We start from the raw sequence: 23245 nt of genomic DNA on the forward strand, positions 1-23245 counted from the left end.
GGCGACGATGCGCGAAGAGCACGCCCCGCACCACTCCGACAGTAGTTTCAGCCTCGACCGAACCCTACTGCGGCGGCGCTTCGAACGCGCTGCCGCAGCCGACGACGACACCGAGCTGCTGGCACGCGAGATCGCCCGGCGCATGGATGAGCGCCTCGATTACATCCGCGTTGCCCCCGGGCGCGTTCTCGACCTCGGCTGCGGCACCGGTGCCGACCTGGCGCGACTGGCCGGGCGCTTCCCCGAGGCCATGCTCCTCGCCGCCGACTTCGCCCCGGCAATGGTCGCACGCGCCAAAACCCGCCCATGCCCCGCGGCACGGCAGTCCGGCCTGCTCCGCCGCCTGCTCGGCGGAGGGCGCGAAGCCCCACCCGGCGTCGTCGCCGATGCCACCGCACTGCCGCTGGCGCGCGCGAGCCTCGGCCTGGTGTGGTCCAACCTGATGCTGCCGGCAATCGACGACCCGCTGCCGGTATTCAGGGAAATCCACCGCGTGCTCGAGACCGGCGGCCTGCTGATGTTCTCCACCCTCGGCCCCGACACCTTGCGCGAACTGCGTGCCGCCCTGCCCGCGCACGCGGGCGAGCGGGTGCACCGCTTCATCGACATGCACGACCTGGGCGACGCGCTGATTGCGGCCGGCTTTGCCGATCCGGTCATGGACATGGAAATGCTCACCCTGACCTACACCGGGTTCGACGCGCTGCTCCACGACCTGCGCGCCAGCGGCGCCAGCAACGCCGCGCGCAACCGCCCGCGCGGACTATCGGGGCGCGACGGGTGGGCACAGGCGCGCGCCGCCTACGACCGGCTGCGCCGCGACGGCCGACTGCCGGCCACCTTCGAGATCATCCAGGGCCATGCCTGGAAGGCCGCACCGAAAACCACCGAGGATGGGCGCAGCATCATGCGCTTCCAGCCGCGTCCGGCAGCACAAAGCCCGGATGACTGAATCCCTGGCCCCACGATCGCCCTGACAGGGAGAGCGCCGTTCCAGCCGGTGGCGCCACACGCCCCTGCTCGCACGCTCCCGCTTCTCGACCACCCCCGTTCCGGCGCCCCCATGCCCCTTTCCCCCGTCTGGCTGTTCGACCTCGACAACACCCTGCACGACGCCCGCCCGCACATCTTTCCGCACATCAACCGCAGCATGACGGCCTACCTCGAGCGCCACCTCGGCCTCGCCCCGGATGAGGCCAACACCCTGCGCGCCCATTACTGGCGACGCTACGGCGCCACCCTGCTCGGGCTGATGCGCCACCACGGCACGGACCCGGATCATTTCCTCGTCGAAACCCACCGCTTCGAGCGCCTGCACGAGATGCTCGTGTTCGAGCGTGCACTGCGCGCGATGCTGCGCCGTCTGCCCGGACGCAAGATCGTATTTTCCAACGCCCCCCGGCACTACGCCGAGGCGGTGCTGGAAATCATGGGGATACGCCGGCTGTTCGAAGAGGTGGTCGGCATCGAAGGCCTGGGCTACCAGCCCAAGCCCGGCATCCACGCCTACCGCAGGCTGCTGCACGAGCGGCGGCTGAACCCGGCACGCTGCGTGATGCTCGAGGATTCGGCCGCGAACCTGCGCACCGCCAAGCGCCTCGGAATGCGCACGGTGCTGGTCGGCCGCGGGCTGCGCAGGCCGGCCTACGTGGATGTGAAAATCGCCTCGATCCTCGACCTGCGCAGCCAGCTCGGCCGCCTCGTGCGGTAGCGGAAGTTCCCTCTTCGGGCGAGGCCGGAGCGCCTACGCAGACGCCGCCGGAAACCGGACGCGAGGCGCCGGACAGGTATCGCCGCACCCGCGGCTCAGGCGCCCGCCTTCAGCCAGCCTGCCGCGTCGAGAGCGTAGTAGGTCAGGATGCCATCTGCGCCGGCGCGCTTGAACGCCAGCAGCGCTTCCAGCGCGCAGGCCCGCTCATCCAGCCAGCCGTTGGCGGCCGCGGCCTTGAGCATCGCGTACTCGCCGCTCACCTGATAGACGTAAGTCGGCACTTCGAGCTCGCGCTTGACCCGGCGCACGATGTCCAGATAGGGCATGCCCGGCTTCACCATGAACATGTCGGCGCCCTCGGCGATGTCGAGGGCGACTTCGCGGATCGCCTCGTCGCTGTTGGCCGGATCCATCTGATAGGTGTACTTGTTGCCCTGGCCCAGGTTTCCGGCCGAACCCACGGCATCACGGAACGGCCCATAGAAACTCGACGCGTATTTCGCCGAATAGGCCAGGATGCGGGTGTGGATGTGGCCGGCGCGATCGAGCTCGGCGCGGATGCGGCCGATCCGTCCGTCCATCATGTCCGACGGCGCGACCACGTCGGCACCGGCACGTGCATGGCACAGAGCCTGCTTCGCCAGCGCTTCGAGGGTCTCGTCGTTCATCACGTAGCCGCGCGGATCGTCCGGATCGATCAGGCCGTCCTGACCGTGGCTGGTGTAGGGGTCGAGAGCGACATCGGTGATCACCCCCAGTTCGGGGAAGCGCGCCTTCAGCGCCTGCACCGTGCGCGGCACCAGGCCGTCCGGGTTCCAGGCCTCTTCCGCGCCGGGCGTCTTGCCGCCCGCATCGATGACCGGAAACAACGCCAGCGCCGGCACCCCGAGCGCGAGCGCGCGCTCGGCCAGGTGCAGCAGGCGGTCGATGGAGACGCGTTCGACACCGGGCATCGAGGGCACTGCCTCGACACGCCCCGCGCCCTCGAGCACGAACACCGGGTAGATCAGGTCGTCTGCGGTAAGCACGTGCTCACGCATCAGACGGCGGGAAAAATCATCGCGCCGCATACGCCGCATGCGGATCGCGGGAAAGGCTCCGGTGGGTCGCATCATCTTCTCGTGTATCGGTTGGGAACCGGCCATCGGGCCGTCGACTGCCTGAGGCGGCGGCGGCTCAACGCATCGCGCCGCCGACGGGCGAAACAAGCAGAAATGCTTTCGCCCGGAACTTTCGGCAAACCAGGTCTATCTTAATATACAGATGGCTCCGCCCCCCCGGCTGGGCCATCTCCCGCTTCACCTCCCTGAGCGGGTGCCTCACGCCCGGTGAGGCTTTTTCGACCCCCGACTACATCCCCTCGTCGGGGGTCTTTGTTTTTGCGCTCACCGATGCCGCGGGCGCCTGGGTCAGGCTTTGCCCTGGCGGGCGGGCGCTGCGATCAGCCAGGGAGAGCTCCGCGCGCTCGGCGGCGTCACCGCCGAGCCAGCCGCCGATGACGCGCTCGGCCTCCTCCACCCCGCTCTTCTTCAGGCTGGAAAACAGCTGCACGGTAATGTGCTCCCCGAACGGCGCAAGCTGCCGGCGCACATCCTGAAGAACAGCCGCTGCGGGGCCGCGCGAGAGCTTGTCGCTCTTGGTCAGCAACACATGGATCGGCCGTCCGGAAGGCGCGAACCAGTCGATCAGCTGGCGATCGAGCACCGTCAACGGGCGGCGCGAATCCATGATCAGTACCAGGCCGACCAGACTCTCGCGCCTTTTCAGATAGACCTCGATCAGGCCCTGCCATTCGCGGCGGATCTTTTCCGGCACCGCCGCGTAGCCGTAGCCAGGCAGATCGACGAGCAAGGCGCCATTGTTGAGGCGGAAGAAATTGATCAGCTGGGTGCGGCCCGGGGTCTTCGATACGAACGCCAGCCGCACATGCCCGACGAGGGTGTTGATCGCGCTCGACTTGCCGGCATTGGAACGCCCGGCGAAAGCGATTTCCGCTCCCGAGGGCGGTGGCAGGCCGGAAGGCTTGGCGATCGAAATTTCGAATTGTGCGTTGCGGAACAAGGGCATGAAAGAAAGGCCGGGAAGGCCGCTGGCTGCGGGAGAGCGGGCATCGCATCGCGCAACGCCGCGTTGATGGGATAGAATACCGCGTTTGAAACAATCACTCACGGCTTTCCGAGGACACCATGATCAAGCGTTCCCTGCTGCTCTCGTCGCTGCTGCTGCTTGCCGGCAGCCTTCAGGCCCAGGACCCGGCCTCCGAGCTCGCCAAGGCAAAACAGACCGCTGAAACGCTCTGCGCCGCCTGTCACGGTGCGGACGGCAACAGCCAGCTCCCGGCCAACCCGAAGCTCGCGGGTCAGCACCAGGACTACCTGTTCAAGCAGCTGCGCGAATTCAAGGGCTGGAACGGCGCCACCCCGGTACGTGAGAACGCGGTCATGTCGGCGATGGTCGCCGGCCTCGAAGAAAACGACATGCGCGCGCTGGCAAGCTATTTCGGCGCTTTCGAGCAGCAGTCCGAAGCGGCGAAGAGCATGGACACCGCCGAACTGGGCCAGCAGATCTGGCGCGCCGGCATTGCCGCCAAGGGCGTCCCCGCCTGCGCCGCCTGCCATGGCCCCGCCGGTGCCGGCATGCCTGCCCAGTACCCCCGCCTGTCGGGCCAGTTCGCCGAATACACCGAAGCCCAGATGAAGGCATTCCGCGACGGAATCCGCCACAACGATCCGAACAGCATGATGCGCACGGTCGCCCTGAAGATGACCGATCCGGAAATCAAGGCCGTGGCGGATTACGCGGCCGGGCTGCGCTGAGCGCCGGCCACCGTGCCCGCCCCCGGGGGCGGACGACGACCGGCCGCCACATTCCCGACCGGCCGCCATTTTCCGGACCCCTGCCCATGACCCAAGCCTCTTCCAACGCCACCAACAGCCGCAACTTCCTCGGCGTCGACGAGGCGCGCGCAGCCATCCTCGACGGGCTTTCGCCGATCTCCGGTTGGGAGCGCGTCGCAGTGCGCGCCGCGCTCGGCCGCGTGCTCGCCGAGGACGTGATCGCCCCCTACAACGTTCCCGCCCACGACAACTCGGCGATGGACGGCTACGCGGTGCGCGCCCAGGACCTCGCCACCGCCACCGAGACGGCGCTGGCGATCGTCGGCACCGCCTTCGCCGGGCGGCCGTTCTCCGGCATCGTCGGCGCCGGACAGGCGGTGCGGATCATGACCGGCGCCTCGATTCCGCAGGGCGCCGACACCGTCGTCGTCCAGGAAGTGGCGCGCCGCGAGCACGACCGCGTATTCATCCCCGCCGGGCAGAAAAAAGGGCAGAACCTGCGCCGCGCCGGCGAAGACCTCGCCGAAGGCGGGGTCGCACTCGCCGCCGGCACCCGCTGCGGCCCGGCCGAACTCGGCCTGATCGCCTCGCTCGGGATCGCCGAAGTCGTCGTCCGCCGGCCGCTACGCGTCGCCTTCTTTTCCACCGGCGACGAAATCGCCTCGATCGGCCGCCCGCTCGGCCCCGGCGAAGTCTACGACAGCAACCGCTACACCCTTTTCGGCGCGCTCTCGCGGCTGGGCTGCGAGTTGCTCGACATGGGTGTCGTCCCCGACCGCCCCGAGGCGCTCGAGGCCGCCTTCCGCGACGCCGCACAGACGGCCGACGTCGTCATCACCAGCGGCGGAGTCTCGGTCGGCGAGGCCGACTTCATCCGCGAGATGATGGCGCGCCTGGGCGAAGTCGCGTTCTGGAAGCTGGCGATCAAACCCGGCCGGCCGATGGCGTTCGGCCGCATCGGTGGCGCCGTGCTGTTCGGCCTGCCGGGCAACCCGGTGGCGGTGATGGTCACCTTCTACCAGTTCGTGCACGACGCCCTGCTCAAGCTGATGGGGGTCAGCCCGCTGCCGCCGGCCGAGCGCTTCCCGGCGCGCGCCGACTTCAGCCTGCGCAAGCAGCCCGGCCGCACCGAATACCTGCGCGGACGCCTGCGGCGCGCCCCCGACGCCCTCTCCGTGGCACTCGCCGGCGCCCAGGGCTCGGGCGTGCTCAGTTCGATGTCGGAAGCCGACTGCTTCGTCGTGGTGGCGGAAGAGTGCACCGCGGTGCAGCCCGGTGACACGGTCCTCGTTCAACCTTTCCACGGCCTGATGTGACACCGGTCGCAGCCCGCAGGCAGACACGCCCATGACCCAGGACGAACTCAAGAAAGCCGCGGCGCTGGCCGCACTCGACTACATCGTGGACGGCAGCATCGTCGGCGTCGGCACCGGCTCCACGGTGAACCACTTCATCGACGGCCTCGCCGGCCTCCGCAGCCGGATCCGTGGCGCCGTCTCCAGCTCCGAAGCCAGCTCGCAGCGGCTCGCCGCCCACGGCATCGAGGTGTTCGACCTCAACGGCATCGAATCGCTGCCGGTCTACGTGGACGGCGCCGACGAGATCGACCACGGCTTCGCCATGATCAAGGGCGGCGGCGGCGCACTGACGCGCGAGAAGATCGTCGCTGCGGTGTCCGAACGCTTCGTCTGCATCTGCGACGCCAGCAAGCGCGTCGACGTCCTTGGCCGCTTTCCGCTGCCGGTCGAAGTCATCCCGATGGCGTGCACCCATGTCGCCCGCGAACTGCGCCGGCTCGGCGGCGAGGCGAAGCCGCGCGCCGGCTTCGTCACCGACAACGGCAACCTGATCCTCGACGTCCACGGCCTGTCGATCACCGACCCGGTGGCGCTGGAGCGCAGCATCAACCAGATCGTCGGCGTGGTCACCAACGGCCTCTTCGCCGAACGCGGCGCCGACGTGCTGCTGCTCGCCGGCGGGAACGGCGTGGAACGGCTCGAACGCGCTCCAGCACAATAGCCGGGCGAACAGCGGCGTCACCGGCCAGCGACGCGGCGCGCAACAAAACCTTAACAATCATCTGTTAGCCTGCAAGCCCTCCCGACTGGACTCCTGGCAACAATGACGGAACACACGCTGAAGCAGTTCGATATCGAGCTGGACGAGATCCGCCGCGGCGTCCTGCAGATGGGCGGCATGGTCGAAGCCCAGTTCACCAAGGCGCTGGAAGGATTGCGCAGCGGCGACATGGCCTCAATCGAAACCGCCATCGAGGCCGACAAATCAGTCAATCTCGAGCAGCTCAGGCTCGATGACGCCTGCACTCACGTCATCGCCAGGCATCAGCCGACAGCCCGCGATCTGCGCCTGCTGCTGACGGTGATCAAGGCCGTATCCGACCTCGAGCGCGTCGGCGACGAAGCCAAGAAGATCGCCAAGGCGGCCCGACGCCTGCACGCGAACGGTGCCTCCTCCACCCCGAAAGTCGGACTCAGCCACACCGCTCAGCTGGCGCTCGAGATGCTGCGCTCCGCCCTCGACGGCTTCGCTCGCAACGACGCCGGGGGGATCGACGAAATCAAGCGCAAGGACGGCGAGGTCGACAGTGATTTCAAGGGCATCACGCGCCAGCTGATCACCTACATGGTGGAGGACCCGCGCACCATCACCAGCAGCCTGGAGCTGCTGTTCATCGCCAAGGCGATCGAGCGCATCGGAGACCATGCGCTGAACATCGCCGAACATGTGGTCTATATGGTGAGCGGCGAAGACGTGCGCTTTGCCAAAGCCCAGTCCACCGCGGATGAAAGACGCTGAAGCCTGCCTGTAGCCGCCTTGGCGCGGACATCACCGCGCAGGCGCTGAAGACAGGAAAGGGATGGCTGCACGCCATCCCTTTCCTGTCTGGCGGGGACCGGAACCCCGCCGCTGTCCTGCTCCGCCCTTGTTACTGGCTGGGCGGCACATAGCCGGAGACCTGGTCGGCGCCCCCTTCGAAGAAGTGCTTTTCCATCTGCTCGGCCAGATACTTGCGCGCCCGCGGCTCCATCAGGTTGAGGCGGTTCTCGTTGATCAGCATGGTCTGGTACTTGACCCACTGCTGCCACGCTTCTTTCGACACGTTGTCGAAAATCCGCTTGCCGAGCGCGCCCGGGACCGGGGGCAGGTCGAGGCCTTCGGCCTCGCGTCCGAGTTTGACGCAGTTCACCATGCGAGCCATGTTGCTATCCTTTTGCTGTCGGGTTCATCGAGACTTTGAGCGCGCATTTTAGCCGATTCGGCCGTGCCCGCCCGCCGCATCACAGTGCCTTGACGAACACCTTCGAGCGGCGCTGCAGGTTGTAGAGCTCGCGCTTCTTGCGCGGCAGGGCCTCGGGGCCGATTTCGTTGAAGCCGCGTTCGCGGAACCAGTGCGCGGTGCGGGTGGTGAGCACGAACAGGCGCTCGAGCCGCTGCAGCCGCGCGCGCCGCTCGATGCGGCGCAGCAGCTGGTCGCCAAGACCGGCCCGGCGATACTCGTGGGTCACCGCCAGGCAGGCCAGCTCGGCGGCATTGTCCTCGCTGAACGGGTAGAGCGCAGCGCAACCGACCAGCACCCCGTCATGCTCGACGACGCTGAAGCGCTCGATTTCCTGCTCGAGCAGTTCGCGCCCGCGGCGCACCAGGGTGCCGTCGGCCTCCATCGGCGAAATCAGCGCCACCAACGCGGCGACGTCGTCCACCGTCGCCTCGCGCAGACGGAACAGCGGGTCGCGCGCAACCACCGTGCCGACCCCGGCGTGGGTGAAGAACTCGAGCAGGAGACCGCCGTCGAGGTCGTGGTCGATCAGATGGCAGCGCGCCACCCCCTTGCGCACCGCGCGGATCGCACACGGCAGGAACAGGTGCAGGTCCTCGGTCAGCCCTTCGCCGGTGTCGAGCTTGGCCTGCGCCTCGTCGGCGGTGACCGACTCGACGAGCTGGCCCTCGGCGTCGAGCAGGCCGGGCGCATCGCACAGGTAGATCAGCTTCTCGGCCTTCAGCGCCACCGCCACCGCCTCGGCCACCTCCTCCATCGCCAGATTGAAGATCTCGCCCGCCGGCGACACCCCGAGCGGCGTGATCAGCACCACGTTCTGCTGGTCGAGGTCGGCGTTGATTTCCTCGGCGATGATCTTGCGCACCGCACCGGTGTATTGGTAATCGACCCCATCGACCACCCCGACCGGGCGCGCGGTGATGAAGTTGCCGCCGGTGACGCGGATGTAGCTGCCCGCCATCGGCGTGTTGGGCAGGCCCTGGGAGAGCAGCGCCTCGACTTCGACGCGGGTCACCGCCATCGCCGATTTCACGCACTCGAGCGCCTCGACGTCGGTCACCCGCAGGCCGTGGTGAAAACGCGGCGCCAGCCCGCGGCGGGCCAGCTCGGTGTCGATCTGCGGACGGGCACCATGCACCAGCACCAGGCGGATGCCCAGCGCCGCGAGCAGGTTGCAGTCGTAGGCCAGGCTCTGCGCGCGCGCGCCGGCGGCGACCTCGCCACCGAAACCGACGACGAAGGTGCGCCCCCGGAAGGCATGGATGTAGGGCGCCGCGCCGCGCACCCAGGCGACGAAACGCGCCGTCGCGTCATCGACCCGGGGCACGCGCGCCGCGCCCGAAGGCGGCGCAGAGGAAGGGGGCGTGGAGCTGGATTCGGTGTTCACATTCACACATTCACCACTGCGGCATCGACCGGGCAAAGGCACGGCCGGGGACTGGATCGAATGCCGGGATTCTAGCCCGAATGCACGCCCCGGTTCGCGCCCGCCCCGCCACCGGGCTCATCCGAGCGCTGCTTCGAGGCGTTCGCAGATCGTGCGCAGGACCTTGATCCGGGCGAAATGCTTGTCGTCGGCCTCGACCAGGGTCCAGGGCGCATATTCGGTACTGGTGCGATCGACCATGTCGCACACTGCACGGCTGTAGTCGTCCCACTTGTCGCGGTTGCGCCAGTCTTCCTCACTGATCTTGAAGCGCTTGTGCGGTTGGGCTTCCCGCTCCTGAAAGCGCACCAGCTGTTCGTCCCTGCCAACCGCCAGCCAGAACTTCACCACCACCGCCCCGGCCGCCACGAGCTGATCCTCGAAATCGTTGATCTCGGCGTAGGCCCGCATCCAGTCGGCCTCGGAGCAGAACCCTTCGATCCGTTCGACCAGCACGCGGCCGTACCAGGAGCGGTCGAACACGACGACCTTGCCGCGCGGCGGCAGATGCCGCCAGAAGCGCCACAGGTAGGGCTGGGCACGCTCTTCCTCGGTGGGAGCGGCAATCGGCACGATGCGGTACTGGCGTGCATCGAGGGCGCCGACCACGCGCCGGATCGCCCCGCCCTTGCCGGCCGCGTCCATGCCTTCGAACACCAGCACCAGCGCACGCCGGCGAAAGGCCGCCGAGCACGACAGCAAGGCCAGCCGGCCCTGCAGCGGCTCGAGCAGCTCGTCGTACTCCTTGCGCTTCATGTCCTGGCGCACCAAGGTATCGAGCACGTTGACCCGGTCGATGCGCGGCGGCAGCGGCGCCACCGACAGGCGCGCCATCCAGTGCTGGCTTGCCGCATCGAGGCGGCGGCGCAGCGCGGCGAGCAGGGTGCGGCCGGCAAACAGCGCGCGATAGCTCGGGTCCGAGCCATCGACGATCAGCCACGGCGCCTCGCCGGTGCTGGTGGTGCGCAGCACATGGCCCGCCACTTCACGGTAGCGGTCGTAGCGCGCATAAAAGCGCCAGTCGCGCGCAGTGACCCGCCAGCGCGTGCGTTCGTCCTTTTCCAGCTCCCGCAGGCGCTTCTTCTGCGCCGCCTTCGACAGATGGAACCAGAACTTGATCAGCAGCACGCCCTCGTGCGCGAGCATGGTCTCGAAGCGGCGGATCTCGTCCAGGCGCTGGTCCAGTTCGGCCTTCTTGCAGCTGCGCTCGACACGCTCGCGGATGGGCTGGGCGTACCAGTTGTTGAACAGCACGCCGATCTTGCCGCGCGGCGGCAGCGCACGCCAGAAGCGCCACATGAACGGACGCTCGGCCTCTTCCGCGGTCGGCGCGTCGAACGCCCAGGACTGGATGTGGCGCGGGTCCATCCACTCGTTGAGCAGGTTCACCGTCTCGCTCTTGCCCGCGCCATCGACGCCGTTGATCAGCACCACGACGGCGAACTGGCCAAGCTCGAGCAGATCGAACTGGGCGTCCAGAAGTTCGGCGCGCAGGCCGGGCACCGCCGCATCGTAGTCCTCCTTCGTGGTGCAGTGGCCGAGTTCGGCGGATTCGAACATGCGATGGACTCCTTCGTCGATCTGCGACCGTCGGCACCGAGCCGCGAAAACGGCGCGGACGCGGCCTTCAGAAATCGCCCCAGCGTGCCTGCACCACCGCAAGCGCGGCCAGGCCGGCGGTTTCGGTGCGCAGCACGCGCGGCCCCAGGCTCACGCGCTGGCAGCCGGCGGCATCGGCCGTAGCCAGTTCGGCTTCGCTCCAGCCGCCTTCCGGGCCGACCAGCAGGTGCACGCCGGTCGGTGGCCGCAGGGCGTCGGCAAAGCCACTCGCCCCGCCCGGCGCGAGCAGGTAGTTGCGGGCGTCGCGCTGGCTCGCCAGCCAGTGCCCCAGCGCCTGCACCGGCCGCACTTCGGGAATGCGGTTGCGCCCGCACTGCTCGCACGCCGACACCGCCACCTGCTGCCAGTGCGCCACGCGCTTGTCGGCGCGCTCGCCGCCAAGGCGCAGCACCGAGCGCTCGGCCTGCACCGGCTGGATCGCGGCCACACCCAGCTCGACCGCCTTCTGCACGATCCAGTCCATCTTGTCGCCGGCCGCCAGCGCCTGCACCAGCACGACCTGCAGCGGCGACTCGCGATCGGCCGCGCTGCGTTCGCCGAGCACGGCCACGGCCGTCTTGCCGCGCACCACCAGGCGCGCGGCGGCCTCGCCCCCCGCGCCGTCGAACAGGGTCAGCGCCTCGCCCTCGCGCAGCCGCAGCACGCGCAGGGCATGGTGGGCGAGCGCCTCGGGCAGCACCACTTCGCCCCCCGCAGGAAGGCGATCCGGAAAGTGGAAACGTGAAATCATCGTAAGATTATAGGCCCGAGTACCGCCCACCCGACCGGCAAGGAGTCCGTCATGCCCACCGCCTCGCAGCGCCTCGCGCGCGCCCGAGCGCTCGAATCCCTGGTGCGCGACATCGCGCGCGAGGAAATCCTGCCGCGCTACCTGAAGTCCTCGCGCAGCCGCAAGGCCGATGGCTCGCTGTTTACCGAGGCCGACCTCATCTCCCAGCGCCGCTTTTCCGAAGCGCTGCCGCAGCTGCTGCCGGGCGCGGTGCTCGGCGAAGAGATGAGCGCCGCCGAACAGGCCGTGCTCTGGAACGAAGGCGGGCGCGGCCTGTGGTGCATCGACCCCATCGACGGCACCACCAATTTTGCCAACGGCATTCCGCTGTTCGCCGTCTCGATCGCCTACCTGATCAACCACCAGCCAGTGCTCGGCGTCGTCTACAACCCGATCACCGACGAATCCTTCTACGCCGCCCGCGGCGCCGGCGCCTTCCTCAACGGCACCGAGCTGCCGCTGCGCCCGAGCGCGGCCTCGCTCCACGACGCCGTCGCCGGAGTGGACTTCAAGCGCATCAGCCACCATCTCGGCGACGAGCTCGCGGTGCGCCCTCCCTACTATTCCCAGCGCAACTTCGGTTCGAGCGCGCTCGAATGGTGCTTCGTTGCCGCCGGCCGCCTCGATGTCTATCTGCATGGCGGGCAGATGCTGTGGGACTACGCCGCGGGCTGCCTGATCCTCGCCGAGGCCGGCGGCCAGGCCGAAGCGCTCGACGGCGGGACGCTGATGTCGGGACCGGCAATCAAGCGCGGGGTCATCACCGCGGCCAGCCCGGCGCTGTTTACCGAATGGTCAGCCTGGGTGAAGGGGCATTCCTGACGCGCCCCGCCTCCAGCCCGCTTTTCCGCCCCCTGCGGCGGCCCCACCACCGCGCCGATCCGACAAGCGCACGCCTCCGGCGGAGACCACCATGTCCATGAAGCACCCGATCATCGCCGTCACCGGCTCATCCGGCGCCGGCACCACCACGGTCAAACACACCTTCGAGGCGATCTTCCAGCGCGAAAGCGTCAACGCCGCGATCGTCGAAGGCGACAGCTTCCACCGCTACACCCGGGCGGAAATGAAAGCCCTGATCGAGGACGCCGAGCGCACCCACCAGCGCGGCATCAGCCATTTCGGCCCGGAGGCGAATCTGCTCGCCGAGCTCGAAAGCCTGTTCCGCGCCTACGGCGAATCGGCCACCGGGCGGCGGCGCTACTATATCCACAACGAAGCCGAGTCGATGCGCTGGAACCTGCCGATGGGCACGTTCACCGAATGGGAAGACCTGCCGGTGGGCACCGACTGCCTGTTCTACGAAGGCCTGCACGGCGCCCTGGTTACCGACGAAGTCGACGTCGCCCGCCATGTGGATCTGCTGATCGGCGTGGTGCCGACGATCAACCTCGAATGGATCCAGAAGCTGCACCGCGACACCAAGCTCCGTGGCTACACCGCCGAGGCGGTGCAGGACACCATCCTGCGCCGGATGCACGACTACGTGCATCACATCGTGCCCCAGTTCGCCCGCACCCACATCAACTTCCAGCGCGTGCCGGTGGTCGACACTTCGAATCCCTTCATCGCCACCAGCGTCCCCACCCAGGACGAGTCGATGGTGGTGATCCGCTTCAAGGACCCGCGCGGCGTCGACTTCCCCTATCTGTTGCGCATGATCCACGATTCGTTCATGAGCCGCGCCAACACCATCGTCATCCCGGGGGGGAAGCTCGACCTGGCGATGCAGCTGATCCTGACGCCGCTGATCTGGAAGCTGATGGAACGCCGCCGGCAGTGGGTGTGAGCCGCCCTCACCACAGGTAGAACATCGTCACCCACGGCAGCACCGCGCCGGCCGTCGCCACCGCGAAGGCGGCGAAGGCCGCGCCGCGGCGGGCCGCGGACGGCGGCGCACGGCGCAGCTGCAGGGCGGCGAGGACGAGGCTGGCCGCGGTAGCCAGCGCGAGCAGCCCGCCGCGCCAGAGCGGCAGCGCCGGAATCACCACGCCTTCGGCCGCGAGCAGGGTCACGGTCAGCGCCGACAGGCCCAGAAACACGCCGACGCCACCGAGCGGAATCAGCGCGTAGGCCAGGCGCAGGTGCGCCCGCGCCTCGCCCAGGGCAAAGCCGGCCACGCGCAGCCACAGGCTGATCCAGCCGCCGATGAGGAGCGCGGCGGCGCCGATGTAGGCGAGGATCATCAGGCCGTCAAGCCAGGTGAACACATCGCTCGCTTCCGGGTAATGGGTCAGCAGCCACCACGGAATGTCGCTGTCGAAGAGGGCGAAGGCCTCGCGCTCGATCAGCCACTCGGCCACCGCGAGCTTGGCGCGCACGAACCAGGGCGAAGCCGACCACTGGAAGGCGCCGATTGCGGTGCCGATGACGCCGAACACGAGCAGGCGCACTTCCCAGGGCTGGACCTCGGCGCCGCGCAGGCGCGCGACTTCGCTGCCGGGCAGGCGCGCGGCGAGGTTCACCGCGCCGCGATGGCCAGCGCAGCGCCCGCACATGTGGCAGTCGGAGGCGCTTTCCATGCGGCGGATGTCGACCAGCGGCGCGCAGTCGACCGCCCCCGCCGTGCGCGCCGGCGCGGCCTCCCAGGCGGCGCGGTCGGTGCGGAAATGCATCGGGGCGAGGCGCGCGAGGAGGCCGAACACGCCGCTCACCGGGCACAGGTGGCGACACCAGACACGCTTGCCGCGCCCATAGACGAGGCCGACCGCGACCGCGGCGACGGTCGAACCACCAAGCACCAGCAGCGCCGCCTGGGCGTATTCATACACGCTGACCAGTTGCCCATAGACGGTGGTGAGGACGAAGGCGACGAAAGGCCAGCCCCCCCACTTGATCCAGCGCGGCACCGGACGGCCGAGGCCGACGCGCGAAGCCTGCTCGGCGAGAAAGCCTTCCGGACACAGCACGCCGCACCACACCCGCCCCATCAGCATCATCGACAGCAGCACGAACGGCCACCACAGGCCCCAGAACACGAACTGTGCGAACAGGGTCAGGTCGTCCCACAGGCGGGCACCGGAATCGGGCAGCGGCAGGAAGGCGGGGGTGACGACGAGGAACAGGTACACCGCCAGCACCGCCCACTGGAGGCCGACGATCGAGCCGCGATGGCGGCGCATCGCCTCACCGAGACGGGCAAGCACGGGGGGCCGGCGCGGCGCCGGCGCAGACGCGGTGCTACCGCTCATCGCCTCCTCCTTGCACCGGGAGCCTGCCCGGCAGGGCGCCAGCCGGACGCCACCGCTCGGCGCGCCTCGCTCACCGGACGACCCTCCTGTCGCTACGCGACCTCCTCCCCGGGGGAGGCGAGCGCGTCCCTTCGGGCGGCCGTGCGGGCGCGCTCATGCCACCCTCCGCCGCTGCAGGCGGCCGAGCGCAGCGACCAGCAGCCAGTAGCCGCCCCACGCGCACAGCGCCATCAGCGAGGGCTGCGAACGGTAGCCGGCGAAGGCGCTGGCGATACCGCCGAGCGTGCCGCCATCGTCGAGCAGCGCCGAGCTGTCCCACACCGGCTCGAGCAGCGGCGGCAGCCATTCGAGGTTGATCAGGCGCTCCACGCCCGCGACCAGCAGGCCGGCGGCAAGCAGCAGCAGCACCAGCTCGCTGGCGCGGAAGAACACCCGCTGCGGCAGCCAGTGCGCACCGCGCTGGATCAGCCAGGCGGTCAGCAGCGCCAGCACGAAACCGATGCCGGCGCCGGCGAGCATGCCGTTGAGCGCCGCGCCCGACTGCTCGAGGCCGAGCCCGTAGAGGAACAGCACCGTCTCCGCGCCCTCGCGCCCGACCGCGATCGCCGCCAGCAGCGCCACCGACAGTCCGCCCGCATTCTCCGCCGCACGCGCGAGGCCGGCCTCGAGCTCGCGTTTGATGTGGCGGCCGTGGGCGCGCATCCACAGCACCATGTGGGTGATCAGGCCGGCGGCGAGGATCACGATCGCGGCCTGGAACAGCTCCAGCGCATCGCCGGCGAGCTGGCTGCTCAGACCAAGCATGGCGAGCGCGAGCACGCCGGCGAGCACCAGCCCGCCGCCGACCCCTGCCCACAGGTGGCGCACCCCGATGCGGCCGTCGCCGCGCGCGCCGATCCAGGCGTAGAGGATGCTGATCACCAGGATCGCTTCGACGCTTTCGCGCCAGACGATGAACAATGCATTACCCATGGTTCGTGCTCTCGACCGTACTCGTTATTTGTAGATGCCGCGTGCTCCGCGCCGGCCCAGCTCAGCGCGCGATGAACTGGCCCTTCGCGGTGTCGGGATGGAACTCGCCGAAGAAGGGATAGGTGCCGGCCTTGAGCGGCGGGTAAATCGTCGTGCGGGTGACGCCGGGGCCGACGACGAGCTCCTTGAACGGGCGCGTGGTCTCGAACTCTTCCGGGCCGGCATTGCGGTTGATCAGGCGCAGGCGGAAACGGGTGCCGGCCGGCACTTCGATGGTTTCGGGGGTGAAGCGGCCGTTCTCGGCGACGACCTCGAAGGTGGGCATCTCGGCATGCGCCGCGAGCGGCGCGACGAGCAAGATGGCGGCGAAGGCCGCTGCGGACAGGCGGACAGGATTCATGATCTCGATAGGGGCACGCTGAATGGCGAAAAACCCCGCCCGGCACGAAGCGGGGCGGGGCAAAAGAGGCGCAGGTTATCAGAACGCATACAGTCCGCGCAGACCGAACACCGTCACCGATTCCGCATCGGGGTTGGCCGCGGCCCGCCGGATGTACTGCAGATCGGGCGTCAGCGACAGCTGCGGGTTCACCTGCCAGCGGTAGTAGAGCTCGGCGACCTGCTCGGCGCCGCGGGCGTCGTAGCCGAAATCGGGCGACAGCGGCGCTTCGGCACGGAACTCGTCGCTCGCGCGCAGCCAGGCCCAGGCCAGGCCGACGCCGTCGGCACCACGACCCCAGGCATTGCCGGTGAGCTCGCCGCCCACGGTCAGCGCACGGTCGAAGGCGGCCTTGCCCGAGCTCGCACGGCCATAGCGGGCGAACAGGGTGAGGTCTTCATGCACGCGCTGGTCGACGCTCAGCCCCCAGCCGGTGGTGGCATCGACACTGCCGTCGAAGCCCTCGTACTGGCCGTTGCGCCAGGCATAGAGGCGGTAGTTGCCGTCGAAGCCCTGGTTCTTGCGCCCGTACTCGAGCTGACCGATGACGAAGGGCTTGGTGAAGCTGCGCCCGAACTTCGCCCCCTCGCCGGCACCGAACGCCGCCACCGAAGCCTGCCACCAGTCCGGCGCGGCGCGCTCGTTGCGGTAGGCCAGGCGCAGCCCGGGGCTGAAGCCGTAGTCGTCGGCGCCGACCGCACCGCCCGAGTCGAGCAGCGGGTTATGCACGAAGACGTTGTTGAGGAACTTCTCCGCCTCGTTGTCGGCAATCGCGTTCTGGTCGAAGAATACGAAAGGGTCCATCTTGCCCACGGTGAGCTGCAGGCTGTGCGGCGTGTTCGGGTGCGTACCGAGCGGCGTCGTCAGCTGGTACCAGGCCTGGGCGACGATCGCGTAGCTGTCCTGCGAACCGGCACCGCCCTGGAAGGCGAGACTGTTGTAGGCGCCGGTGAAGGCCGGATTGGCCTCGGGCAGGCCTTCGCCCTCCTGGCCGACGCGCAGCTGGGCGAAGAACTCGCCCGTACCGGCGCCGATGTCGCCTGCAGGCAGGGTGATGCCGAGATCGCCGCGCCACGACAGCAGCGACACGTCCTTGCCGTCGGCATTGGCGTCGCCGTCGATGCGCTGCGCCACTGCGGCGACGCTGGCCTCGACCGCGATGCCGTCGAGCGCTTCGGCCAGGCGGGTGGGCGCGCCGATCGCCTGGGTCTTGGCCTCGACCGCCTTCAGGCGGGTCACGAGCTCGGGTTCGCGGGCGCTGATGCGGTCGCTCTCGAGGCCGGCGGCGACTTCCTTGCTGGCCTGCTCGAGCGCGGCGACGCGCTGTGCAAGCGCGGGGGCCGGCGCGGGCGCGGCGAGGCGCGCCTCGAGCTCGCTGTTGCGCTTTTCGAGCTTCTCGACCCGCTCGGCGAGCCGGCGCAGCTCGGCGAGCAGCTTGTTCTCGGTCGGCGTCGCCGCCTGCGCCGCGCCGCCAGCGGCGGCGAGCAGCGCGGCGGCGAGCGCCGTGCGGGCAATGCGCGGGGGCGCCATCTCAGTAGCCGCCCTTCTTGCCGATGCCGACATAGGTGAATTCGTTTTCCACCTCGAAAGGCTTGAACCACGGCCGCACCCCGGTGGCGCGGTCGGTGTGGCGGCCGAAGTGGTTGCCGTGCCCCTCGCCCGGCGGCAGGATCGTGTACTTGACCTTGTACTTGCCGGGACCGTCGAGCTTGATGTTGTCGCCATAGTGCGGACCGTCGCTCGCCACCATCGGCATGAAATCTCCGGCCTGCTTCCAGTCGCTGCCGACCTTGGCGATCTCGAACTTCACCGTCAGGTAGGGAATCCAGCTGCCTTCCTCAAAACCGTTCGGGTTGTCGGCGAGCGCACGGATGTCGGCCTCGATATGGATGTCCGACTCGCTCGCCTTCTTCATCATACCGTCCGGCTCCATCTCGATCGGCTGCAGATAGACCGCGGCGACTTCCATGCCGAAGCGCTGCTGCGGCGTGCCGATCGGGTACTCGAGGGCGTGGGCTGAGGTCACCGCGGCAAGCAGCGCGGCCGCGGCAAAGGAACGGCGGAAAATCATTGGTGTTTTCTCCCTGAGACGATGAATCGAAAGAGGCCTCCCCGCCGTGCCACGACCGAGCCTGTCCGGGCGGGCTTGCGGCACCTGCACACATGATGGGTGACACCCTCGCGGCGACAAGCGGAAAAGCAGGTGGCGCTACCTGACAACGTCGTTAATGATAATCGCAATCATTTGTGCCTTGTAAATATTTTTACCTCCATTCCGTCGCGAGCAGGCGCGATTCATGCACATCGGCGCACAGCACGCGTGCCGGCGAAACAGATCCACGGGAGACAGGCTCCCATCACACCTTGATGCTGCGCCGCAGCACTAGCAACCGGCCGGGCTTTTCAGGGATAATTGCGGTTTTTCGATGGTGGCCTCCGGCCCGAGAACAGCATGCAGCCGACCCGCAACGTCAAAGCTCCGGTCTTCAACCCCGTCACCGGTGCGATCCGCGCCCTCGCGATGGATGCCGTGCAACAGGCCAACTCCGGCCACCCGGGCGCGCCGATGGGCATGGCCGAGATCGCCGAAGTGCTGTGGCGCCATCATCTGCGCCACAATCCGGCGAACCCGAAGTGGGCCGACAGAGACCGCTTCGTGCTCTCCAACGGCCACGGCTCGATGCTGATCTACGCGCTGCTCCACCTCACCGGCTACGAGCTGCCGATCGAGGAGCTCAAGCGCTTCCGCCAGTTGCACAGCAAGACCCCCGGCCACCCCGAATACGGCTACGCCCCCGGCATCGAGACCACCACCGGCCCGCTCGGCCAGGGCATCACCAACGCGGTCGGCATGGCGCTGGCAGAGAAGGTCCTCGCCGCCGAGTTCAACCGCCCGGGCCACGAGGTCGTCAATCACAACACCTACGTCTTCCTCGGCGACGGCTGCCTGATGGAAGGCATCTCGCACGAGGCCTGCTCGCTCGCCGGCACCTGGGGCCTCTCCAAGCTCGTCGCCTTCTACGACGACAACAACATCTCGATCGACGGCCACGTCGACGGCTGGTTCACCGACGACACCCCGAAGCGCTTCGAAGCCTATGGCTGGCAGGTGATCCGCGACGTCCAGGGCCACGACCCGGCCGCGATCGAAGCCGCGATCGAGCAGGCGAAGGCCAATACCACCCAGCCCACGCTGATCTGCTGCAAGACCATCATCGGCGCCGGCGCCCCCAACAAGCAGGACAGCCACGACGTGCACGGCGCCCCGCTGGGCGCCGCCGAAATCGCCGCCGCGCGCGAGCACATCGGCTGGAACCACCCACCGTTCGAGATCCCCGCCGACGTCTATGCGGCGTGGGATGCGCGCAGCAAGGGCGCCGCGCTCGAAGCGCAGTGGAACGCCGGCTTCGCCGCCTACCGCGCCGCCCACCCCGAGCTCGCCGCCGAGTTCGAGCGCCGCATGGCCGGCGCGCTGCCCGCCGACTGGGACGCCCACGTCGCCGCAGTGCTCGCCGGGGTCACCGACAAGGCCGAGACCATCGCCACCCGCAAGGCCAGCCAGAACAGCATCGAAGCCTACGCCCCGAAGCTGCCCGAGCTGCTCGGCGGCTCGGCCGACCTCGCCGGCTCCAACCTCACCCTGTGGTCGGGCGCGAAGGGCGTGAGCAAGACCAGCGGCGGCAACTACGTGTATTACGGCGTGCGCGAATTCGGCATGGCGGCGATCGCCAACGGTATCAGTCTGCACGGCGGCCTGATCCCCTACACCGCCACCTTCCTGATGTTCAGCGAGTACGCGCGCAACGCCCTGCGCATGGCCGCGCTGATGAAGGTGCGCCAGATCTTCGTGTTCACCCACGATTCGATCGGCCTCGGTGAGGACGGCCCCACCCACCAGCCGGTGGAGCAGACCGCCTCCCTGCGCCTGATCCCCAACATGGACGTGTGGCGCCCGTGCGACACCACCGAATCGGCGGTGGCCTGGGCGAACGCGATCGAGCGCCGCGACGGCCCCACCGCGATGTGCTTCTCGCGCCAGAACCTGCCCTTCCAGGCGCGCACGGCGGAGCAGATCGCGGCGATCCGCAAAGGCGGCTACGTGCTGTCGGAGGCCCCGGCCAACGTCAATGGCGGCAAGGTGCAGGCGGTGATCCTCGCCACCGGCTCCGAGGTCGCGCTCGCGGTCGCGGCGCAGAAGACGCTGGCCGAGCAAGGCCTCGCGGTGCGCGTGGTGTCGATGCCCTCGACCAACGTCTTCGACCGCCAGGACGCCGCGTACAAGGCGGGCGTGCTGCCCGCCGGCCTGCCGCGCATCGCGGTCGAGGCCGGCAGCACCGACGGCTGGTACAAGTACGTCGGGCTGGAGGGCCGCGTCATCGGCCTCGACCGCTTCGGCGAATCGGCGCCGGCGGGCGAGCTGTTCAAGTATTTCGGCATCACCGCGGAGGCGGTGGTGCAGGCAGTGAAGTCGGTGCTCTGACGACAGCCCGGCGCCGGAGCGGCTCCGCAAGCGGACCGCTCCCGCTGCACATCAGGGCGTAGTCCGGCACCGGCCGGCAGGGCATCGGCAACGATAAACACCCGGTTTTCCACCGTTATTCCACGGAGAAGTATCGATGAGCATCAAGGTCGCCATCAACGGTTTCGGTCGTATCGGTCGCTGCACGCTGCGCGCCATCTACGAGCAGGGCCTGCAGAACGAATTCGAAGTGGTCGCCATCAACGCCTCCGGCGATCTGGCCACCAACGCCCACCTGCTCAAGTACGACACCACCCACGGCCGCTTCGCCACCCCGGTCGACACCGAGGGCGAGAACGTCATCATCATCGACGGGAAGAAGATCCCGTTCTACTCGACCAAGGACCCGAAGGGCGTCGACTGGGGCCGCCACGGCGTGGACGTGCTGCTCGAATGCACCGGCGCCTACACCACCAAGGCCAAGGCCCAGGCCCTGCTCGACCAGGGCGCCCGCCGCGTGCTGATCTCGGCCCCGGGCGGTGACGACGTGGACACCACCATCGTCATGGGGGTGAACGAAGAAGTGCTGCGCGCCGGCATGACCGTGGTCTCCAACGCCTCGTGCACCACCAACTGCCTGGCGCCGGTGGCCAAGATCCTGGCCGACAGCGTCGGCATCAAGCAGGGCCTGATGACCACCATCCACGCCTACACCAACGACCAGGTCACCGTGGACGTGCGCCACAAGGACCTGCGCCGCGCCCGTGCCGCCGCCGCCAACATCATCCCGACCAAGACCGGCGCCGCCAAGGCCGTCGGCCTGGTGCTGCCGCAGCTCGCCGGCAAGGTCGACGGCTTCGCGCTGCGCGTGCCCACGATCAACGTCTCGCTGGTCGACCTCACCTTCACCGCCGAGCGCGCCACCACCAAGGAAGAGATCAACGCGCTGATGACCGCCGCGGCCAACGGCCCGCTGAAGGGCATCCTCGCGGTCAACACCGAGCCGCTGGTGTCCTCCGACTTCAACCACACCACGGTGTCCTCGACCTTCGACGCCACCCAGACCCGCGTCATCCAGGGCGCGGACGGCTCGGTGCTGGTCAAGGTGCTGGCCTGGTACGACAACGAGTGGGGCTACTCCTGCCGCATGCTCGACGCCGCGCGCGCCTTCCATAACGCCAAGTAAGCGCCCAGCAATACCGACATCCAGTCGAACCGACGCCCTGCCCCGCAGGGCGTTTTTCCAGGACCGAGCGAATCATGCAAGTCAATAAACTCACCGACCTCGACGTGCGCGCCAAGAAGGTGTTCATCCGCGCCGACCTCAACGTGCCGCAGGACGAAGCCGGCAACATCACCGAGGACACCCGCATCCGCGCCTCCATCCCGTCGATCCGCTACTGCCTCGACAACGGCGCCGCGGTGATGGTCACCTCCCATCTGGGCCGTCCCACCGAAGGCACGGTCGGCCCCGACGACACCCTCGCGCCGGTGGCGGTGCGCCTCGGCCAGCTCCTCGACAAGCCGGTGCGCCTGATCCAGGACTGGGTCGACGGCGGCTTCGAGGTCAAGCCGGGCGAAGTCGTGCTGCTCGAGAACTGCCGCTGCAACAAGGGCGAGAAGAAGGACAACGAGGAACTGGCGCAGAAGATGGCCGCGCTGTGCGACATCTACGTCAATGACGCCTTCGGCACCGCCCACCGCGCCGAAGCCACCACCCACGGCATCGCCCGCTTCGCGCCGGTGGCCTGCGCCGGCATCCTGATGGGCGCCGAGATCGACGCCCTGTCCAAAGCCACCGAAAACCCGGCACGCCCGCTGGTGGCGATCGTCGGCGGCGCCAAGGTATCGACCAAGCTCACCATCCTCAAGACCCTGGCGGAGAAGGTCGACCAGCTCATCGTCGGCGGCGGCATCGCCAACACCTTCCTCCTTGCCGCCGGCAAGCGCATCGGCGAATCGCTCGCCGAGCCCGAGATGGTGCGCGAGGCGCAGCAGGTGATGGACCTCATGAAGGCGCGCGGCGCCGAAGTGCCGCTGCCGGTGGACGTGGTGGTCGCCGACGAGGTCTCGGCGCTGGCCCGCGCCAACCGCATCCCGGTCGACGAGGTCGGCCCCCACGACCGCATCCTCGATTTCGGCCCGAAGAGCTCGGTGCGCCTCGCCGACATCATCGCCCACGCCGGCACCGTGGTCTGGAACGGCCCCGTGGGCGTCTTCGAGTACGCCCAGTTCGCCGGCGGGACCAAGATGATGGCCTCGGCGATCGCCCACTCCGAGGCGTTCTCGATCGCCGGCGGCGGCGACACCCTGGCCGCGATCGGGAAGTTCGACATCGCCCGCGACGTCGGCTACATCTCCACCGGCGGCGGCGCCTTCCTCGAGTTCCTCGAAGGCAAGACCCTGCCCGCGATCGCCGCGCTGGAACAACGCTACAGCGCCTGATTCCACCCCGCTCCGCCCCGATGGCCGCCAGGGGCGGCCATTTTCATGCCGGCTGCGGATTAGAATGTCGGGCCATCG

General features: G+C 68.7%; 22 protein-coding genes. 11 read left to right on the forward strand and 11 right to left on the reverse strand.

Going from position 1 to position 23245, the window contains the following annotated elements; translation table 11 throughout:
- Nucleotides 1–7: 7 nt before the first annotated feature.
- The gene (locus tag Tchl_RS16765; protein WP_075149374.1) at nucleotides 8–952 is read left to right on the forward strand and encodes a methyltransferase domain-containing protein; all 945 of its coding nucleotides are present in this window, start codon (nucleotides 8–10) and stop codon (nucleotides 950–952) included.
- A gap of 111 nt (nucleotides 953–1063) precedes the next feature.
- Nucleotides 1064–1711: a pyrimidine 5'-nucleotidase gene (locus tag Tchl_RS16770; RefSeq protein ID WP_075149375.1), complete on the forward strand. Its 648-nt coding sequence runs from the start codon at nucleotides 1064–1066 to the stop codon at nucleotides 1709–1711.
- Nucleotides 1712–1806: 95 nt separating this feature from the next.
- On the opposite strand, the gene hemB is transcribed toward Tchl_RS16770, so the two are convergent.
- Nucleotides 1807–2823 carry a porphobilinogen synthase gene (hemB, locus tag Tchl_RS16775; protein ID WP_075149376.1) on the reverse strand — a complete coding sequence of 339 codons (1017 nt, stop codon included), beginning with the start codon at nucleotides 2821–2823 and terminating at the stop codon, nucleotides 1807–1809.
- Between the two features lie 238 nt (nucleotides 2824–3061).
- Entirely contained in the window at nucleotides 3062–3778 is a 717-nt protein-coding gene (gene yihA, locus Tchl_RS16780) for a ribosome biogenesis GTP-binding protein YihA/YsxC (RefSeq protein ID WP_232311617.1), read from the reverse strand.
- Nucleotides 3779–3897: 119 nt separating this feature from the next.
- Between yihA and Tchl_RS16785 the strand changes: the two genes are divergently transcribed.
- From Tchl_RS16785 to phoU, 4 genes are all read left to right on the forward strand, one after another.
- Nucleotides 3898–4527 (forward strand): c-type cytochrome, encoded by a 630-nt coding sequence (locus Tchl_RS16785; RefSeq protein ID WP_075149377.1) that lies wholly within the window; start codon nucleotides 3898–3900, stop codon nucleotides 4525–4527.
- A gap of 86 nt (nucleotides 4528–4613) precedes the next feature.
- Nucleotides 4614–5864, forward strand: coding sequence for a molybdopterin molybdotransferase MoeA (moeA, locus tag Tchl_RS16790; protein ID WP_075149378.1), 1251 nt, complete (start codon nucleotides 4614–4616; stop codon nucleotides 5862–5864).
- A 31-nt stretch (nucleotides 5865–5895) separates the two neighbouring features.
- Nucleotides 5896–6567: a ribose-5-phosphate isomerase RpiA gene (gene rpiA / locus Tchl_RS16795; RefSeq protein ID WP_075149379.1), complete on the forward strand. Its 672-nt coding sequence runs from the start codon at nucleotides 5896–5898 to the stop codon at nucleotides 6565–6567.
- A gap of 102 nt (nucleotides 6568–6669) precedes the next feature.
- A complete protein-coding gene (gene phoU / locus Tchl_RS16800) occupies nucleotides 6670–7365 on the forward strand; it encodes a phosphate signaling complex protein PhoU (protein ID WP_075149380.1) in 696 nt (231 codons plus the stop codon).
- Between the two features lie 130 nt (nucleotides 7366–7495).
- On the opposite strand, the gene Tchl_RS16805 is transcribed toward phoU, so the two are convergent.
- From Tchl_RS16805 to Tchl_RS16820, 4 genes are all read right to left on the reverse strand, one after another.
- Nucleotides 7496–7768, reverse strand: coding sequence for an oxidative damage protection protein (locus tag Tchl_RS16805; protein ID WP_075149381.1), 273 nt, complete (start codon nucleotides 7766–7768; stop codon nucleotides 7496–7498).
- A gap of 79 nt (nucleotides 7769–7847) precedes the next feature.
- Nucleotides 7848–9173, reverse strand: a complete 1326-nt coding sequence (gene argA, locus Tchl_RS16810) for an amino-acid N-acetyltransferase (protein ID WP_075149382.1) — start codon at nucleotides 9171–9173, stop codon at nucleotides 7848–7850.
- Between the two features lie 177 nt (nucleotides 9174–9350).
- Nucleotides 9351–10832, reverse strand: a complete 1482-nt coding sequence (gene pap, locus Tchl_RS16815; protein ID WP_075149383.1) for a polyphosphate:AMP phosphotransferase — start codon at nucleotides 10830–10832, stop codon at nucleotides 9351–9353.
- Between the two features lie 67 nt (nucleotides 10833–10899).
- Nucleotides 10900–11622 (reverse strand): 16S rRNA (uracil(1498)-N(3))-methyltransferase, encoded by a 723-nt coding sequence (locus Tchl_RS16820; protein ID WP_075149384.1) that lies wholly within the window; start codon nucleotides 11620–11622, stop codon nucleotides 10900–10902.
- Between the two features lie 51 nt (nucleotides 11623–11673).
- Here Tchl_RS16820 and Tchl_RS16825 point away from each other — a divergent pair, with 51 nt between their 5' ends.
- Together Tchl_RS16825 and Tchl_RS16830 are read left to right on the forward strand one after the other, a co-directional pair.
- On the forward strand, nucleotides 11674–12483 hold the full coding sequence (locus Tchl_RS16825; protein ID WP_075149385.1) for an inositol monophosphatase family protein: 810 nt from the start codon (nucleotides 11674–11676) through the stop codon (nucleotides 12481–12483).
- Nucleotides 12484–12574: 91 nt separating this feature from the next.
- Nucleotides 12575–13450, forward strand: a complete 876-nt coding sequence (locus Tchl_RS16830) for a phosphoribulokinase (RefSeq protein ID WP_075149386.1) — start codon at nucleotides 12575–12577, stop codon at nucleotides 13448–13450.
- A gap of 7 nt (nucleotides 13451–13457) precedes the next feature.
- Here Tchl_RS16830 and Tchl_RS16835 read toward each other — a convergent pair whose 3' ends face one another.
- From Tchl_RS16835 to Tchl_RS16855, 5 genes are all read right to left on the reverse strand, one after another.
- Nucleotides 13458–14852 carry a 4Fe-4S binding protein gene (locus Tchl_RS16835; RefSeq protein WP_075149387.1) on the reverse strand — a complete coding sequence of 465 codons (1395 nt, stop codon included), beginning with the start codon at nucleotides 14850–14852 and terminating at the stop codon, nucleotides 13458–13460.
- A gap of 153 nt (nucleotides 14853–15005) precedes the next feature.
- Nucleotides 15006–15824 (reverse strand): FTR1 family iron permease, encoded by an 819-nt coding sequence (locus Tchl_RS16840; RefSeq protein WP_075149388.1) that lies wholly within the window; start codon nucleotides 15822–15824, stop codon nucleotides 15006–15008.
- Nucleotides 15825–15885: 61 nt separating this feature from the next.
- Nucleotides 15886–16224, reverse strand: a complete 339-nt coding sequence (locus Tchl_RS16845; protein WP_075149389.1) for a cupredoxin domain-containing protein — start codon at nucleotides 16222–16224, stop codon at nucleotides 15886–15888.
- 78 nt (nucleotides 16225–16302) lie between these two features.
- Nucleotides 16303–17793 carry a carbohydrate porin gene (locus tag Tchl_RS16850; RefSeq protein ID WP_075149390.1) on the reverse strand — a complete coding sequence of 497 codons (1491 nt, stop codon included), beginning with the start codon at nucleotides 17791–17793 and terminating at the stop codon, nucleotides 16303–16305.
- Nucleotide 17794: 1 nt separating this feature from the next.
- Entirely contained in the window at nucleotides 17795–18334 is a 540-nt protein-coding gene (locus tag Tchl_RS16855) for an iron transporter (protein WP_075149391.1), read from the reverse strand.
- A gap of 381 nt (nucleotides 18335–18715) precedes the next feature.
- Here Tchl_RS16855 and tkt point away from each other — a divergent pair, with 381 nt between their 5' ends.
- The 3 genes from tkt (at nucleotide 18716) to Tchl_RS16870 (ending at nucleotide 23167) form a co-directional block, all read left to right on the forward strand.
- Nucleotides 18716–20743 (forward strand): transketolase, encoded by a 2028-nt coding sequence (gene tkt / locus Tchl_RS16860; RefSeq protein WP_075149392.1) that lies wholly within the window; start codon nucleotides 18716–18718, stop codon nucleotides 20741–20743.
- 136 nt (nucleotides 20744–20879) lie between these two features.
- On the forward strand, nucleotides 20880–21908 hold the full coding sequence (gap, locus tag Tchl_RS16865; RefSeq protein ID WP_075149393.1) for a type I glyceraldehyde-3-phosphate dehydrogenase: 1029 nt from the start codon (nucleotides 20880–20882) through the stop codon (nucleotides 21906–21908).
- A gap of 74 nt (nucleotides 21909–21982) precedes the next feature.
- On the forward strand, nucleotides 21983–23167 hold the full coding sequence (locus tag Tchl_RS16870) for a phosphoglycerate kinase (RefSeq protein WP_075149394.1): 1185 nt from the start codon (nucleotides 21983–21985) through the stop codon (nucleotides 23165–23167).
- The last annotated feature ends 78 nt before the right edge of the window (nucleotides 23168–23245 follow it).

The sequence above is a fragment of the Thauera chlorobenzoica genome (genome assembly GCF_001922305.1).
Classification (GTDB): domain Bacteria; phylum Pseudomonadota; class Gammaproteobacteria; order Burkholderiales; family Rhodocyclaceae; genus Thauera; species Thauera chlorobenzoica.

Excerpts from the sequence above, each read along its gene's own strand:
- Tchl_RS16765 (WP_075149374.1), top strand. The coding sequence starts at position 8 with ATGCGCGAAGAGCACGCCCCGCACCACTCCGACAGTAGTTTCAGCCTC.
- Tchl_RS16770 (WP_075149375.1), top strand. The coding sequence starts at position 1,064 with ATGCCCCTTTCCCCCGTCTGGCTGTTCGACCTCGACAACACCCTGCAC.
- hemB (WP_075149376.1), bottom strand. The coding sequence starts at position 2,823 with ATGCGACCCACCGGAGCCTTTCCCGCGATCCGCATGCGGCGTATGCGG.
- yihA (WP_232311617.1), bottom strand. The coding sequence starts at position 3,778 with ATGCCCTTGTTCCGCAACGCACAATTCGAAATTTCGATCGCCAAGCCT.
- Tchl_RS16785 (WP_075149377.1), top strand. The coding sequence starts at position 3,898 with ATGATCAAGCGTTCCCTGCTGCTCTCGTCGCTGCTGCTGCTTGCCGGC.
- moeA (WP_075149378.1), top strand. The coding sequence starts at position 4,614 with ATGACCCAAGCCTCTTCCAACGCCACCAACAGCCGCAACTTCCTCGGC.
- rpiA (WP_075149379.1), top strand. The coding sequence starts at position 5,896 with ATGACCCAGGACGAACTCAAGAAAGCCGCGGCGCTGGCCGCACTCGAC.
- phoU (WP_075149380.1), top strand. The coding sequence starts at position 6,670 with ATGACGGAACACACGCTGAAGCAGTTCGATATCGAGCTGGACGAGATC.
- Tchl_RS16805 (WP_075149381.1), bottom strand. The coding sequence starts at position 7,768 with ATGGCTCGCATGGTGAACTGCGTCAAACTCGGACGCGAGGCCGAAGGC.
- pap (WP_075149383.1), bottom strand. The coding sequence starts at position 10,832 with ATGTTCGAATCCGCCGAACTCGGCCACTGCACCACGAAGGAGGACTAC.
- Tchl_RS16820 (WP_075149384.1), bottom strand. The coding sequence starts at position 11,622 with ATGATTTCACGTTTCCACTTTCCGGATCGCCTTCCTGCGGGGGGCGAA.
- Tchl_RS16825 (WP_075149385.1), top strand. The coding sequence starts at position 11,674 with ATGCCCACCGCCTCGCAGCGCCTCGCGCGCGCCCGAGCGCTCGAATCC.
- Tchl_RS16830 (WP_075149386.1), top strand. The coding sequence starts at position 12,575 with ATGTCCATGAAGCACCCGATCATCGCCGTCACCGGCTCATCCGGCGCC.
- Tchl_RS16835 (WP_075149387.1), bottom strand. The coding sequence starts at position 14,852 with ATGAGCGGTAGCACCGCGTCTGCGCCGGCGCCGCGCCGGCCCCCCGTG.
- Tchl_RS16840 (WP_075149388.1), bottom strand. The coding sequence starts at position 15,824 with ATGGGTAATGCATTGTTCATCGTCTGGCGCGAAAGCGTCGAAGCGATC.
- Tchl_RS16845 (WP_075149389.1), bottom strand. The coding sequence starts at position 16,224 with ATGAATCCTGTCCGCCTGTCCGCAGCGGCCTTCGCCGCCATCTTGCTC.
- Tchl_RS16850 (WP_075149390.1), bottom strand. The coding sequence starts at position 17,793 with ATGGCGCCCCCGCGCATTGCCCGCACGGCGCTCGCCGCCGCGCTGCTC.
- Tchl_RS16855 (WP_075149391.1), bottom strand. The coding sequence starts at position 18,334 with ATGATTTTCCGCCGTTCCTTTGCCGCGGCCGCGCTGCTTGCCGCGGTG.
- tkt (WP_075149392.1), top strand. The coding sequence starts at position 18,716 with ATGCAGCCGACCCGCAACGTCAAAGCTCCGGTCTTCAACCCCGTCACC.
- gap (WP_075149393.1), top strand. The coding sequence starts at position 20,880 with ATGAGCATCAAGGTCGCCATCAACGGTTTCGGTCGTATCGGTCGCTGC.
- Tchl_RS16870 (WP_075149394.1), top strand. The coding sequence starts at position 21,983 with ATGCAAGTCAATAAACTCACCGACCTCGACGTGCGCGCCAAGAAGGTG.